Origin of the sequence: Halomonas colorata (assembly GCF_014897985.1) — a bacterium.
GTDB classification, from domain to species: Bacteria; Pseudomonadota; Gammaproteobacteria; order Pseudomonadales; family Halomonadaceae; genus Vreelandella; species Vreelandella colorata.
Genome location: NZ_JABUZA010000010.1, coordinates 55475 through 70587, shown reverse-complemented (window position 1 = coordinate 70587; position 15113 = coordinate 55475). Strand labels below are relative to the sequence as shown.

11 protein-coding genes and 2 pseudogenes are annotated in these 15113 nt (G+C 56.6%); 9 read left to right on the top strand and 4 right to left on the bottom strand.

The window, feature by feature from the left end; all coding sequences use genetic code 11:
* Nucleotide 1: 1 nt before the first annotated feature.
* The 3 genes from INT33_RS07580 to speB form a co-directional block, all read right to left on the bottom strand.
* Nucleotides 2–1624 carry a 5-guanidino-2-oxopentanoate decarboxylase gene (locus INT33_RS07580; RefSeq protein ID WP_193091530.1) on the bottom strand — a complete coding sequence of 541 codons (1623 nt, stop codon included), beginning with the start codon at nucleotides 1622–1624 and terminating at the stop codon, nucleotides 2–4.
* A gap of 10 nt (nucleotides 1625–1634) precedes the next feature.
* On the bottom strand, nucleotides 1635–3017 hold the full coding sequence (locus INT33_RS07575; RefSeq protein ID WP_193091529.1) for a YjiH family protein: 1383 nt from the start codon (nucleotides 3015–3017) through the stop codon (nucleotides 1635–1637).
* A gap of 133 nt (nucleotides 3018–3150) precedes the next feature.
* Complete coding sequence (gene speB / locus INT33_RS07570) at nucleotides 3151–4101, bottom strand: agmatinase (protein ID WP_193091528.1); 951 nt, start codon at nucleotides 4099–4101, stop codon at nucleotides 3151–3153.
* A gap of 244 nt (nucleotides 4102–4345) precedes the next feature.
* Between speB and INT33_RS07565 the strand changes: the two genes are divergently transcribed.
* The 6 genes and pseudogenes from INT33_RS07565 to recQ all read left to right on the top strand — a co-directional run bounded on the left by INT33_RS07565 (nucleotide 4346) and on the right by recQ (nucleotide 12007).
* Nucleotides 4346–5764, top strand: coding sequence for a sigma-54 interaction domain-containing protein (locus INT33_RS07565; RefSeq protein WP_193091527.1), 1419 nt, complete (start codon nucleotides 4346–4348; stop codon nucleotides 5762–5764).
* A 109-nt stretch (nucleotides 5765–5873) separates the two neighbouring features.
* A pseudogene (locus INT33_RS21445) lies at nucleotides 5874–7001 on the top strand (ABC transporter ATP-binding protein).
* 17 nt (nucleotides 7002–7018) lie between these two features.
* Nucleotides 7019–8299 (top strand): ABC transporter substrate-binding protein, encoded by a 1281-nt coding sequence (locus INT33_RS07555; protein WP_193091526.1) that lies wholly within the window; start codon nucleotides 7019–7021, stop codon nucleotides 8297–8299.
* 61 nt (nucleotides 8300–8360) lie between these two features.
* Nucleotides 8361–9245 (top strand): carbohydrate ABC transporter permease, encoded by an 885-nt coding sequence (locus INT33_RS07550; protein ID WP_193091525.1) that lies wholly within the window; start codon nucleotides 8361–8363, stop codon nucleotides 9243–9245.
* Nucleotides 9242–10126: a carbohydrate ABC transporter permease gene (locus tag INT33_RS07545; RefSeq protein ID WP_226940108.1), complete on the top strand. Its 885-nt coding sequence runs from the start codon at nucleotides 9242–9244 to the stop codon at nucleotides 10124–10126. The genes INT33_RS07550 and INT33_RS07545 overlap by 4 nt, the downstream gene beginning before the upstream one ends.
* 60 nt (nucleotides 10127–10186) lie before the next feature.
* A pseudogene (recQ, locus tag INT33_RS07540) lies at nucleotides 10187–12007 on the top strand (DNA helicase RecQ).
* Nucleotides 12008–12019: 12 nt separating this feature from the next.
* On the opposite strand, the gene mtnA reads toward recQ, so the two are convergent.
* Complete coding sequence (gene mtnA / locus INT33_RS07535) at nucleotides 12020–13036, bottom strand: S-methyl-5-thioribose-1-phosphate isomerase (protein WP_193091524.1); 1017 nt, start codon at nucleotides 13034–13036, stop codon at nucleotides 12020–12022.
* A gap of 168 nt (nucleotides 13037–13204) precedes the next feature.
* On the opposite strand from mtnA, the gene mtnB reads away from it, so the two are divergent.
* Genes mtnB through INT33_RS07520 form a run of 3 tightly spaced genes read left to right on the top strand, consistent with a single transcriptional unit; the run spans nucleotide 13205 to nucleotide 15103 of the window.
* Entirely contained in the window at nucleotides 13205–13792 is a 588-nt protein-coding gene (gene mtnB / locus INT33_RS07530) for a methylthioribulose 1-phosphate dehydratase (RefSeq protein ID WP_193091523.1), read from the top strand.
* Nucleotides 13789–14514 (top strand): acireductone synthase, encoded by a 726-nt coding sequence (gene mtnC, locus INT33_RS07525; protein WP_193091522.1) that lies wholly within the window; start codon nucleotides 13789–13791, stop codon nucleotides 14512–14514. The genes mtnB and mtnC overlap by 4 nt, the downstream gene beginning before the upstream one ends.
* A 40-nt stretch (nucleotides 14515–14554) precedes the next feature.
* Entirely contained in the window at nucleotides 14555–15103 is a 549-nt protein-coding gene (locus tag INT33_RS07520) for a 1,2-dihydroxy-3-keto-5-methylthiopentene dioxygenase (protein WP_193091521.1), read from the top strand.
* The last annotated feature ends 10 nt before the right edge of the window (nucleotides 15104–15113 follow it).

Sequence of the window (15113 nt, the reverse complement as noted above, 5' to 3'; positions counted from 1 at the left end):
CCTAGTCAGAAATCGCACGCTGCCAGGCAGCGGCATCTATTTCGATCAGTAGTGGTCCGTTGGGTACGCGGTCAATTAAGGCCTGGACAAGCTCGGCAGGGCTTTCTACCAGTACGCCAGGGCAACCAAAACCTTCAGCCAGGGTGAGAAAGTTAGGCGCCTGAATATCCACGCCTAGACGCGCCACGCCATTGGCGTCCATATAGCGGCGAATCTCTTCGTAACCGGCGTTGTGCCACAGCACGATCACTACCGGGAGGCGCTCTTCTACGGCGGTTGCAAGTTCTGAGAGGGTAAACATCACCCCGCCGTCTCCCACTAGCGCTATCACCGGCAAATCAGCTCTCGCTAGCTGTGCACCTAATGCGGCAGGCAACCCGTACCCTAAGGTGCCGTACCCCGTTGACGCGTTGAAATAGCGCCTCGGCTCTGGCTGGCTGACCAAATGGTTGCCTGCGTATACAGGCGCGGTGGAGTCACCTACCAAAATAGCGTCAGGCAGATGCTCGGCTAGCGTGTGATAAAGCGGCACAAAGTCGCTAAACGCCGGATCATTGACAAGGTCGAGCGCATTCAGTGCAGCGGCAGTTCGCTCAGCGCCGTTACACTTCAACGGTTCAGGGATATGGCTAAGCAGCAGCTCCAGACTGCGCCCGGCATCGCCCACCAAGCCAAGCGTCGTTCGCTGGTTACGCACCAGCTGTTCGGGGTCGAGATCGATCCGAATCAGCGCGCCGTTAAGATGAAAGCCATCATCAAACACTACGTCGTAGTCGGTTTCACCCAACTCAGTGCCCACCGCCAGAATCACATCCGCGTTTGCGGCAAGCTCACGCACCGCAGGCAACGCGGCGTTAGCGCCTAAATCCAACGGGTGATTACGGCCCAGCAGGCCTTTAGCGTTAATCGTGGTCACCGTGGGCGCATCCAACTGCTCAACCAGGGCGCGTGCGGCCTGCGGTGCTGAAACACAGCCGCCGCCCAGTAGCACCAAAGGCTGTTTCGCCGTTTGCAGTAAGCGAGCGGCCTCGCCAAGCCCCTCGGGGTCGGGCGCGGCGCGATAAAGCATTGGCGCCTGCCACGTGAGCGGCGCATTAACCGGGGCGTTAAATAAATCGATGGGGATTTCAATGTGCACCGGCCCCGGTCGCGCGCCGTTAAAGACGGCGAAGGCGCGGGCCAGCACGTCGGGCAAAGTCTTGGCATCTAATAACGTATGGCTAAAGCGTGCCACACCGCTGATCATTTGCTGCTGGCTGGGCAGCTCATGCAGCCGCCCTTGGCCAAGACCCAGCGTATCGCGGCGGTTAACGCTTGAGATCACCAGCATCGGAATTGAATCCGCCAGGGCCTGGCCCATGGCGGTGGCGATATTGGTCATACCTGGCCCGGTTATAATCAGGCAAACGCCGGGCTTGCCGCTTGCCCGGGCATAGCCGTCGGCCATAAAGCCTGCGCCCTGCTCGTGACGCGGAGTAACGTGCTGTACATCGCTACCTTCCAGGCCTCGATAAAGCTCGACGGTGTGCACGCCGGGAATACCAAACAGTGCACGTACGCCATAAGTGTCGCGCAGCAGGTGGATTAGCAGCTCGGCACAGGTCAGTGTCTTGCTAACGCTCATAAATAGTCCCTTAAAAGAAGAACGTATGGGCCATAAAGGCGATGATCGGCAGTGTGATTGCAGTGCGCAGTAAAAACACCACGACCAGCTCCCAGAATTTGATAGGAATCTTGGACTTGAGCAGCAGCGCGCCGATTTCAGACATGTACACCAGCTGCGTCATGGAGAGGCAGGCAATCACAAAGCGGGTCAGCTCGCTTTCAATATTGGTGGCCAGCACGGCGGGCAGGAACATATCGGCAAAGCCTACTAAGGTCGCCGGGACAGCGGCCTGTGCTTCAGGAATGCGCAGCAGTTCAAGCACCGGCACCATCGGATAGGAGAGCCAGGTAAACAGCGGGGTAAACTCAGCCAGAATCAGCGCCACGGTGCCGATAGCAAACACCAAGGGAAGCAACGTCAGGAAAATATCGATCACGTTGATCAGCGCTAATTTCGCAAGCGCTTGAGGTCCAGGAGCGCCAGCGGCACGGCGGGTAGCTTGCAGAAGGCTATAGCGGAAAAGGCCGACGTTTTCGGTACGCTCTTCGCTTATCTGACAGCCTACCGGCTCGTAGTAGTCATTGGATTTAAGCGATAGTGGAGGAATACGCGCCACCACCACCGCCGCGATTAACCCAGAAACCACCACGGTAAAGTAAAAGGGTACGAAGAGGTGGTTAATGCCGACAAAGTTAGTGACCAGCAGGCTAAAGGCGATAGAGGCAACGGAAAAGTTGGTCGCAATCACCGATGCTTCGCGGCCATTGTAGTAGCCCTGCTCATACTGCTGGGCGGTGATTAAAACGCCCACGGTTCCAGAGCCCATCCAGGACGCTGTTGCATCAATGGCACTGCGCCCCGGCAGGTTAAAAATCACCCGAAACGGTTTACGCACGATGCTGCCAATAAACTCCATAAAACCAAACTCGACCAGAAACGGCAGCAGAATGGCGGCGAAGAAAAAGAAGGTTAGTAGCACTGGCGCCAGGTCATTGAGCATGACACCGCCCGTAAACGAGGCGGTGACAAATTCCGGGCCGACCTGGAAATAGGTCATCACCACAAAGACGGCCCCTAATAGACGCATGGCGACCCAGATAGCGCCCACATCGAACATATCCTTAAAGTGGCCATTTTGAGCCCACGCTGGTTTTGCTGCTTTAACATATAGCGTCACTGCGACCGACAGGAGTAGTACCGCCATGGCAATGGCAGGTAATGCCTCACCCAGCAATGACTGCAGACCATCGGCCAACACTCCCATGCCGATATTGACGGAATCGCCTATCTGAAAAGGAATGAGAAACAGCAAAACGCCGATGACCGAGGGGATCAGGAACTTCAGCAAATGGTTACGAGGTATTGGCGCCGACGACGCGGGGCCATCTGATTTCACTTGGGAATACGACATACGGTTCACCTGTTGGATGTGATTATTGGAGGTGGGCTGGCGGCGTCCTGAAGGGAGGCGAGGCCTCCCTTGCTGTCTCTTGTCATAGCGCATTTATTAGATAGCGCTTTTAAATCACTAGCTAAGCGGTAGTTCAATCGCCCTGCTTGACGCCCGGCAACACGCAGAGCATTTCATACAGCAGCGTGGCGCCCATTAGCGCGGTGTTACCGCTAGCGTCATACGGTGGGGAAACCTCCACCAAATCGCCGCCGACGATGTTCAAACCTGCGGCACCACGAACAATTTCAAGCCCTTGGGCCGAGGTCAGCCCGCCCATTTCCACCGTGCCGGTTCCGGGGGCAACCGAGGGGTCCAGACCATCGATATCGAAGCTGATATACACTGGTGTATCCCCCATCTGTTCACGCACCTCTTCCATTAGTGGCGCCAACGAGCGGTACCAGCACTCCTCTGCCTGCACCACACGAAAGCCCTGGTCACGGCACCAGTCAAAATCTTCGGCGGAGTAGCCCGTGCCCCGCAGACCAATCTGGACAACCTTGTTAGCCGCTAACAATCCCTCTTCCTGAGCGCGGCGGAAGGTAGTGCCGTGGGCAATCGGCTCATTAAACATGTGTTCATTCACATCCGCGTGGGCATCGATATGAATCAGCCCGACCGGCCCATGCTTCTTGGCCATGGCGCGCAGAATCGGCAGCGTCATGGTGTGATCACCGCCCAGGGTCAGCGGAGTACAGTTGTGGCTAAGTACGTCATCAAAAAACGCAGTGATGATGTCGATGCTTTTGGGAAGATGAAAGGTGTTGATCGGCACATCGCCAATATCCGCCACCTGCAGGCTTTCAAAAGGTGCTGCACGAGTCGCCATGTTATAGGGGCGAAGCATGCGAGACTCATCACGAATCTGGCGGGGTCCAAGACGTGTCCCGGGGCGGTTAGAGGTGCCAATATCCATTGGAATGCCAATAAACGCCGCATCCAGGCCAGCCGCACTCTCTTGCGTGGGTAGGCGCATCATCGTGGCAGGCCCGCCGAAACGCGGCACGCTGTTACCGCCCAATGGCTGATTGAATTCAGACATGCTTATCTCCTTGGCTTTATGAATATTGGCGCGTTACCAAACGCCTTGTTTGAAAAACCTGCTTATTTATAAAGCTTGGCTGTAAAACTGATTGGTAAAGACACTGCATATGGCATGCCAAGTCGATAAAGCCAGTAAACAGGCGGCTGCTTACATCTCTTAATGCAAAAGTGAATCCAAAGAGCGTAAAATTAATTCAATAATGAATCGACAATACAAAAATGAATCAGCAAAGGGCCTTCTGATGAGCGACATCGACAGGCATGTACTGCAAACTATTGTGGAAACCGCTAACGATCACTTCTTTATCGTCAGCGGCAATGGGCAAATAGTGGATATCAGCCCAGGGGCAGAAGCTGTTTATGGGGTATCACGGGAAGAGCTGCTTTCCAGTAGCGTTCAGCAGCTACAAACCGCTGGCGTGCTCAAACCGTCTATCAGCATGGAAGTAATGCGGACACGCAGACCTGCGCAACTTATGCAGGTAACGGGAACAGGACGCCGCGTTATCGCTGAAGCCTACCCCGTTTTCGTCAAAGGCAAGCTAGAGCGCATTATCAGCCGCTCACGGGATCTAACGGATCTACAGCTGTTACAAGATGAGTATGCGCTGCTTCAAAAACGCTTTAGCGAACACTTAAAGCGCAGCCAGATAGCACCGGATGCGGATGAACAGGCCTTGGATGACGCGCTGGATAATCTACAGGTGCGCAGTAACGTAATGCGCGAAATCGCTTTACTGCTTAAGCGCGTTGCTCCGTCAGATGCCAATGTGTTGATGCTCGGTGAATCCGGCGTAGGGAAATCGGCCTTTGCCAAACAGCTACACCGTTGGAGCCAGCGCTGCGATGGGCCTTTTATCGACGTTAACTGTGCCGCTATCCCTGAGAACCTTTTTGAATCCGAGATGTTCGGCTACCAGCCTGGCGCATTCAGCGGTGCAGCGCGGCAGGGTAAAGCCGGCTTGTTGGAGCAGGCCGAAGGCGGCACGCTGTTTCTCGATGAAATTGGTGAGCTACCTCTATTGATGCAGACCAAGCTGCTCAAAGTAATTCAGGATGGCAGCTTGACGCGATTAGGCGATACACGACCACGTCGCGTGGACTTCCGCTTGGTGGTTGCCACGAATCAGGATTTGGCTAAGCAAGTAGAAGCTGGCCTATTCCGTCTGGACCTCTACTACCGCCTTAACGTGATTCCGGTGACATTGCCGCCGCTTCGCGACCGCCGTGAAGATATCCCCGACCTTGTCGAAGCCTGTTTGAAACGACTTAATCAACGCTATGGTCGCCATAAAATCCTCGATACCCGCGCTTGGTCAACCCTGATGGGTAGCGAATGGCCGGGCAACGTGCGTGAACTCGAAAACTGGCTGGAAAGAGCTTGGCTTTCAAGCCCCACCGATCAAATCGAGACACCCCATGTTTATCCTCCCACCGAGCAGCCTCTGGCAAACGTAACGAATACCTCTGTCTCTTCGTTAACGTCGCCCATTGAATCTCACGAAACACTCAAAGAGTATTTAACACGGCTGGAACGGGAAACGCTGCTGCAGCTTAGCGCTACGTTACCCAGCACCTACGCCATCGCGGATCGCCTAGGAATCAGCCAATCCAGCGTGGTACGACGAATGCAGCGGTATGCCATTAAAATCAGCAAGTGATTTTGCCTGACACAGTCCCGCCATATAAACGTCACACAACAGCAACATTTTCACCGCAAGCTGGCCAACAATAGATAACCGCTGGTGGTATAGATATGAGCCTGTGTGTATGAGCCAATCGCGTATCCGCCTGGAGCGCGTTACTAAACGCTAGGGTGCGACGGCCGCTGTCGATGAGATTTCTTTTGAGGTGACGCCCGGGCAGTTTGTCATTCTGCTCGGGCCGTCAGGCTGTGGAAAATCTACCACGCTGCGCATGATTGCGGGCCTGGAGGAAGCAAGCGACGGGCAGATCCATATCGGTGAGCGCGACGTTACGCGCCTGCCGCCGGGTGATCGCGGTTTAAGCATGGTATTTCAGTCTTATGCCCTGTTCCCACATTTAAACGTTGCCGACAACATCGTGTTTGGCCTACGCAGTCGCAAGGTGCCCAAAGCTGAACAGCGCGATCGGCTGGCCAAGGTGGCCGAGCTTGTCGACCTTACCGATTATCTGAACCGTAAACCGGCTCAGCTTTCCGGTGGCCAGCGTCAGCGGGTGGCGCTTGCCCGCTCGATTATTTCTGAACACCCGATCTGTTTGATGGATGAGCCGCTCTCCAATCTGGATGCGCGGCTGCGCAGCGATATGCGCCGGGAAATCAAGGCGCTACAAAGCCGCCTGAATATGACGGTGATTTACGTGACCCACGATCAGGTCGAGGCCATGAGCATGGGGGACCGCGTGATTCTTATGCAGCACGGCCGCATCGTTCAGGATGGGTCGCCTGACGAGCTTTATAACCAGCCTGCCAGCGCCTTTGCCGCTAGCTTTATAGGGAGTCCTGCCATGAACTTGTTACCACTTGTCCAAGGCGATCAGGGTGCTGTTATCGACGGCGAACCGACCACCACGGTCGCGCCGCTGGAAGCCGCTGGTGGGCAGTTAGGCATTCGCCCTGAAGATATTGAGCTGCGCCCAGCATCAGAGCCCGGTGTTCCGGCCACCGTACTTAGCGAGGAGTATCTGGGCGCCGATACCATCGCCCACGTCACCGTAGGTACCCATACCCTAAGGGTTCGGCTAAGTGGCAAGCATGCGCTAACCGGCCAAGCGTGCCGCCTGCACTGGCTGGCGGAAAGTACCCATCTGTTTGGTAGCGATGGGCTGCGGCGTCATGACCTGTCGCCGGTTCAACTGTTGTCTGCACATCGCTCAATTCCCCGTCCACCTTTCGTGGGCTCTTTCCAACATTGATGTTCGTGGAGTCTTTTATGCGTTTGCGTACCCCTTTTGCGACCACAGCCCTGGTGGCCGGACTACTAAGCGCCGCCCAGGCAAGCGCTGATCCCGTTGACCTGACCATGTACTACCCCGTATCGGTCGGCGGTGCCCTAACGGACGTGATCGATAATCTCGTCGATGAGTTTGAGAGCGAACACCCCGATATCTCGGTAGAAGCCATCTACGCGGGCAACTACGACGACACCCGCGTGCGCACGATGTCGGCAATTGAGTCAGGCGATACGCCGCAGCTATCGGTGATGTTCTCCATCGGCCTTTACGAACTGATCGAGCAGGACGCCATTGTGGCGTTCGATGATCTGGTAAAAACCGATGAAGAGCGCGAATGGCTCGACAGCTTCTACCCAGGCCTGATGGAAAACGGCCAGTTGGATGGCAACACCTACGGCATTCCTTTCCAGCGCTCCACCATTGTGCTTTTCTGGAACAAGGATGCCTTTGAAGCGGCCGGTTTAGACCCTGAAACCCCGCCGGAAAACTGGCAGGAAATGGCCGAGATGGCGGCGACGGTTCGCGAAGCCTCCAACGGTGAGCAGTGGGGCGTGATGGTGCCGTCTACCGGCTACCCCTACTGGATGTTCCAGGCATTCGCGTTTCAGAACGGCCACCGATTGATGAGTGAAGACGGCACCGAGGTCTATTTTGATGACCCCGCCGCCGTTGAAGCCCTTGAGTACTGGGTATCGCTAACCACCGAACATGACGCCATGCCGGATGGCACCATTGAGTGGGGCACGCTGCGCCAGAACTTCCTTGAACAATCTACCGCTATGATGTGGCACACCACCGGCAACCTGACCGCCGTGCGCAATGAGGCCGGTTTTGATTTCGGCGTTGCCATGCTGCCCATGAACACCCAGCGCGGCAGCCCCACCGGCGGCGGCAACTTCTATGTCTTTAAAGATGCCTCAGAGGAAGAGCAGCGCGCTGCGATGACGTTTATCCGCTGGATGACCGCACCCGAGCGCGCCGCCGACTGGTCGATTGAAACGGGCTACATGGGCGTTAGCCCAGCCGCTTACGAGACCGATGCGCTGCGCGAATACGTGGAGAGCTTCCCGCCCGCCGCCGTTGCCCGCGACCAGCTGGAATACGGTACTGCCGAGCTTTCCACCTACCAGGGCGGCCGCATTCGTCGCACGCTGGATAACGCCGTTCAGGCAGCGTTAACCGGCCAGCTGGAACCGGAAGCTGCGCTTAACCAGGCCCAGCGTGAAGCGGAAGCCATACTGCGTCGTTACGCACGTTAAGTCTTTTCTTACCTATTCGCCGGGGTTCGCCCCGGCGTTTTTTCACTTGCGGTAGTTACCTATGGCATTAACCGCCCACCACAAAATGCAGATGTATGGCGCGCTGCTGTTATTGCCCGCCGCCGTGCTGTTAGCCGCTTTTGCGTATTTACCCACTATTACTACCGTGATTAATAGTTTGTTTCTGCCCGGCTTTCGCGGTGCACCGCCGGAATTCGTCGGGCTTGAGAATTACCGTTTCCTGTTCGATGACGCCAAGTTCTGGAAGGTAGCGCGCAATAACCTGATTTACGCGTTAGGCACAATCCCCGCCTCTATCGCGTTGGCGTTGGGTATGGCGCTGTTTGTTAACGGCAAACTGCCGGGGCGTGGCCTTGTGCGTATGGCCTACTTCACACCGACTATTTTGCCCATGATTGCCGCGGCCAATATCTGGATGTTTTTCTACGCCCCGCAAATTGGCCTGTTTAACAAGCTGCTTGGAGCGCTGGGGTTCTCCGGGGTGAATTGGCTGGGCGACCCAAGCGTTGCGCTGGGCTCGGTGATCGTGATGTCGGTCTGGAAAGAAGCCGGCTTTTTTATGATTTTTTATCTCGCGGCGCTGCAAGGCATTCCCCCTGAGCTTAAAGAAGCCTCAGACCTTGAAGGCACCAGCCGCTGGAGCTACTTCTGGCGGGTGACGTTTCCACTATTGATGCCGACCACGCTGTTTGTGCTGATCAACGCGTTAATCAATGCGGTACGCGTCGTTGATCATCTGTTTATCCTGACCAAGGGCGGCCCCAATAACGCGACCAACCTGTTGCTGTATTACGTCTACGAAAATGCCTTCTCGTTTTTTGATCGCACCACAGCGGCCACCATTACGGTGGTGATTCTACTGGTACTTGCAGTGGTCGCCACGCTGAAGTTCACGATTCTGGATCGCAGGACGCACTACCAATGAGTTCACCCACCGCTATCTCAAGTACTCAAGACTCAAACACCCGGAACCCAACGGCGGGTGCGCCTCGATCTCGTCGACTGTCACTTCCATCGCTTGAAACTGTGGCGGCGTGGCTATTGGCGGTGATTTGGATTTTCCCGCTGCTGTACGCTTTTTGGGCGGCCTTCCATCCCAGCGAATTTATGGTGCGCTTTGATCTGTTCGCCCCGCTGACGCTGGATAATTTCGTTAACGCCTGGTCACAGGCGCCCTTTGGCCGCTATTACCTCAACACCTTTGCGTTGGTGACAGGCGTAGTACTCGCTCAGTTTGTGGTGTGTACGCTGGCGGCCTTTGCCTTTGCGCGGTTTCCCATTCCGGGTAAAAACCTGCTGTTCATGCTGGTACTGATTCAGCTGTTTGTATTTCCCGAAGTGCTGATCGTGGAGAACTACCGCATCGCCAGCGAGCTGGGGTTAATTAACACTATCACCGGTATTGGGCTGCCTTATGTGGCCAGCGCCTTCGGTATTTTCCTGTTGCGCCAGACGTTCAAGACCATCCCCCGCGAGCTTGAAGATGCCGCTCGCATTGAGGGCTGCAGCTGGCTGGAAATTCTCTGGAAGGTCTACGTGCCGTTGGCCAAGCCTACCTACCTGGCTTATGGGCTGGTTTCCATCAGCCACCATTGGAACAATTTTTTATGGCCGCTGGTGGTCACCAACTCGGTGGAAAGCCGTCCGTTAACCGTGGGCCTGGGCGTATTTTCTGCCCCTGAAACCGGGGTTAACTGGGCCACGGTCAGTGCGGCCACGCTGTTAAGCATCGCGCCGCTGTTGATCGCATTTCTGCTCTTTCAGCGCCAGTTTGTGCAGTCGTTTCTGCGTGCAGGAATTCGCTAGGCAAACGCGTAAGAGGCTTTTTCGTGCGACAATCCCCGCTCGGTAAAAAGGAGAGCGAGGATGCACGGCGAACCCAACCCGGCGGCCCTCAAGGTGCTGCAGGAAGTCTTTGGCTACGACAGCTTTCGCGGCCCGCAGCAGGCGATTATTGATCATGTGGTGGCCGGTGGCGATGCGCTGGTATTAATGCCCACCGGCGGAGGCAAATCACTGTGCTATCAGATTCCTGCGCTGTTACGCGACGGCACCGCCATCGTGGTTTCTCCGCTGATCGCGTTAATGCAGGATCAGGTGGCAGCGCTTGTTCAAAACGGTGTGCGCGCGGCGTATCTGAACTCAAGCCTCGACTACCATGAGGCGGTCGCGGTGGAGAACCGCCTGCGGGAAGGCACGCTGGATCTTTTATACGTAGCCCCCGAGCGGCTTGCCACGCCGCGTATGCAGGCGCTTCTAGAGCAGGCCCGGATTGCCCTGTTTGCGATTGATGAGGCCCACTGCGTCTCCCAATGGGGCCATGACTTTCGCCCCTAGTATCGCCAGCTCTCCCAGCTTCATCAGCGCTTTCCCCAGGTACCGCGCATTGCGCTGACGGCTACCGCCGATGTACCCACGCGAGGCGATATCGTTGAGCATCTGCAATTGGGTGCGGCGGCGCTTTATAACAGTGGCTTTGACCGCCCCAACATCCGCTACCATATCGCTGAAAATCAGGGCAACGCCCGTGATCAGTTGCTGCGCTTTATCCGCGACAACCACGCAGGCGAAGCCGGGATCGTTTACTGCCTATCTCGGCGCAAGGTGGACGACACCGCCGCCTGGCTTGAGCGCCAGGGGCTAACCGCATTGCCCTACCATGCGGGGCTTCCCCCGGAACAGCGCCAGCATCACCAGACCCGTTTTCTGCGTGAAGAGGGGGTAGTGGTGGTTGCCACCATCGCCTTTGGTATGGGCATCGATAAGCCGGACGTGCGCTTTGTCGCCCATCTCAATCTGCCCAAAAGTATTGAAGCCTACTATCAGGAAACCGGCCGCGCCGGGCGTGATGGTCTGCCTGCCGATGCATGGATGTCCTATGGCCTACAGGATGTCATCACGCTACGCCAGATGCAGCAGGACTCCAGCGCTGCCGACCAACAAAAGCGCATCGAGCACCAGAAGCTCGACGCCATGCTGGGGCTTTGCGAAATCATCAGCTGCCGCCGCCAGGCGCTTTTGCACTACTTCGGCGATCATCTGGAAGCACCCTGCGGCAACTGCGATAACTGCCTGACTCCGCCGGAAACCTGGGACGCCACGGTGGCGGCGCAAAAGGCGCTGTCGTGCGTTTACCGCACCGAGCAACGCTTCGGCGTCACGTACCTGATAGATGTATTGCTGGGCAAAAACAACGAGCGCATCACCCGCTTTGGTCACGACAAGATCAGCACCTTTGGCATCGGTAAGGATCTCTCGGCCAACGAATGGAAGGCGCTGTTTCGCCAATTGATTGCCAGCGGCTTTCTAAGCGTGGATATGGAGGGTCATGGTGGGATTCGCTTAACGGCAGACGCCAAGCCGGTGCTGCGCGGCGAGCAGTCACTGACCCTGCGCAAACCCAGCAAAACCAAGACCGCCCGGCGCGGCAGTAAGAGCAACTCGGCAGCACCCGGCCACGGCCCTTTGTGGGAAGCCCTACGCCAGCACCGCAAGGCGCTTGCCGAAGCCCAGGGCGTGCCTGCTTACGTTATCTTCCACGACGCCACGCTTGCTGAAATGGCCGAACAAAAGCCGCAGAACCTGCAGGCGCTTGGCGATATTTCCGGCGTTGGCGCACGCAAGCTTGAGGATTACGGCGAAGGCTTTCTTATGGTGATTCAAACCCACGCCGACGCCACGCTTTAAATCTAAAGGCCGCTACCGGCAGTGTTCGCCACGGGCAATAGCGGCTTGGTCAAACACGCCGGTATCCAGCACCCAACCGGTGACTAGCGACGCGGGCGTAACGTCAAACGAGGGATTCCACACCGGTGCATTTTCCGGCGCCCAAACGACATCCCCGAAAGCACCGGTGGCTCCGCGTATTTCCGCGGCGTCGCGCTGTTCGATCGGAATGTCATCGCCGGTAGCGCAAGCTTTATCTACCGTGGTGTAGGGCGCCACGACGTAGAACGGCACCTGATGGTAATTGGCGACCACCGCCAGCATGTAAGTACCCACTTTATTGGCAAAGTCGCCGTTGGCACAGATGCGGTCGGCACCCACCATCACTTTATCCACTTTGCCAGCGGCCATCAGGCTTGCGGCCATGCTGTCGGCAATCAACTGATACGGAATATTCAGGTCGGCCATTTCCCAAGCGGTTAACCGGCCGCCCTGAAGCAGCGGGCGGGTTTCGTTGACGTATACATGCAGCGTTACGCCGCGTTTCTTGGCCACCGCCAGCGCGCCAATCGCCGTGCCGACACCGGCTGTTGCCAGGGCACCGGTATTGCAGTGAGTAAGCACTCGCTCGCTGTCTTTCAGTAAGTCCGCACCGCGCTCGGCCATCCGCAAACACAGCTCGCGGTCCTCTTCAAACAGTGCGGCGGCGCGTTCAGAAAGCGCAGCCGGCCCTTGAGCAAAGCAGGCTTCCATAGCGTCCAGGCAGTACATCAAGTTAACTGCCGTGGGGCGCGTTGCCCGTAAGCGGTCACTTACCAACTGCCACTCGCTTTCCTGGCCGGGATGCTGCGCGGCATACTGTGCCAACACAAAGGCCGCGCTCAGACCAATTAACGGCGCACCGCGAATCGCCAAGCTTTTGACCGCTACCTGCCAATCCTCCGGGCTTGCACAGCGCACCCATGTTTCGGCCTGCGGCAAGCGGGTTTGATCCAGGTACTCAAGCGAGTCGGCATACACCCGTAAACTACGTGACTGAAGATGAGGCATCAGGGGCTCCTTGAGTACTGAGATAAAGAACGGATGGGAAAGCACTTAATTGGAAAGCACGTATGCAATGCACTTATGGAACGCACGAATACAGCGCGCGACTTATCAGCCGCGGAGCATATCATATAGAATGAAGGCCTTTGAAAGCGACGCGATGCTGATCCTACGATGACCTCACAAGACGAACTGCTAGCGGCTATTGCCTGGGCGGCCCAGCAAGGCTGGACGCCCGCCACGGGCGGCAACTTTTCTGCCCGCGCACCGCAAGGTTACCTGGTGACCGCTTCCGGCCGCGATAAAACCCGTATTCAGGCCGGCGATTTACTGCTTTGCGACCTTGAAGGCCGCGTGCTTGAAGGCAGCGGAAAACCCAGTGCGGAAAGCGATCTTCACGCGGCGCTCTATCGCTTGGACCCAACGATTGGCTGCGTGTTGCATACTCACACCGTGGCCAGCACCGTACTTTCGCGCCGTTTCCCGGATGGTATTGCGCTAAACGGCTTTGAAATGCAAAAGGCGTTACAGGGTAATAGCACGCATGACGCCACCATCTGCCTGCCGGTCGTGCCCAACTCACAGGACATGAGCGAGCTGGCCGACCACGTGCGGGCTGGCTGGCCGATGCCGTGGGGCTTTCTGGTGGTGGGCCACGGTATTTATGCCGTGGGCAGCAACGTTGCCGAATGTCGTCGTCACCTGGAAGCCATTGAGTTTTTACTTGCCTGTGTCCTTGAAGAGAGCCGGTGGCCCAAATGATCAATCATTCAGATGTTAGTACCCCAGGTTTTGATAACACCAGCATTCGCGCCGTGGTCACCGATATCGAAGGCACCACCACCGATATCAGCTTTGTGCATAAAGTGCTGTTCCCCTACGCTCATGATCAGTTGCCCGAGTATGTGAACACCCACTCCGCCCAGCCGGACGTTGCTGAGCAGATAGACGCGGTGCGCGGTGAGCTAAAGGAACCGGACGCCTCGCTGGATAAGGTGGTCGAAACCCTGCTTCACTGGATAGAAACTGACCAGAAAGTCACGCCGCTAAAAGCGCTCCAGGGCATGATGTGGGCCGATGGCTACCAGCGCGGTGCCTTTAAAGGGCATCTGTATAGCGATGTCGCCCCACGCCTTCGCCAGTGGGCTGAGGCCGGTAAGCAGCTTTACGTCTACTCATCAGGCTCCGTGCAGGCGCAAAAGCTGCTGTTTGGCTACAGCACAGAGGGCGATTTGACCCCGCTGTTCAGTGGCTACTTCGATACCCATATCGGCCATAAGCGTGAAGCTGAGGCGTATCAGCATATCGTCAGCAAGCTACAGCTGCCCGCCGACGAAATCCTGTTCCTATCCGATGTGGTCGAAGAGCTTGATGCTGCCAAGCAGGCGGGCATGCAGACGCTGCAACTAGTGCGTGAAGGCACCCAGGCAGGAACACAGCACGCTTGCGTAACAAGCTTTGATGAGATCAATCTGACGAATTAGCCTTTAACAGTTCAAGTATTAGCTAGCGGAGAGCGCCTTAATGTCACAACTCAAAGTATTTGCCGATCAAGACCCAAACAACGCGCTGGTCGATATTACCGACGGCGAGCAGATAAAAACTGAGCTTAATCGTGTAGGCGTACTGTTCGAGCGCTGGGCAACGCCGGGCGAAATTGCCGACAACGCCACCCAGGACGATATTCTGGCGCTCTACCAGGACGACATCGAACGCTTGAAAACCCAAGGCGGCTACCAGACGGTGGATGTGCTGCACATGGTGCCCACACATCCTGAAAAGGACGCCATGCGCCAGAAGTTCCTCAACGAGCACCGCCATCACGAAGATGAAGTACGCTTTTTCGTGAAAGGCCAAGGGCTTTTCTGCCTGCATATCGACGACAAGGTGTATCAGGTGCTGTGCACCCGCAACGACCTGATCAGCGTGCCCGCCAACACGCCCCACTGGTTCGATATGGGGCCAAAACCTGAATTTACCGCGCTGCGTTTCTTTGACAACGTGGAAGGCTGGGTGCCCCACTGGACCGAGAGCGATATCGCCGGCAAATTTGACCGGATTGATCAGCTGTAAATATCGGCAG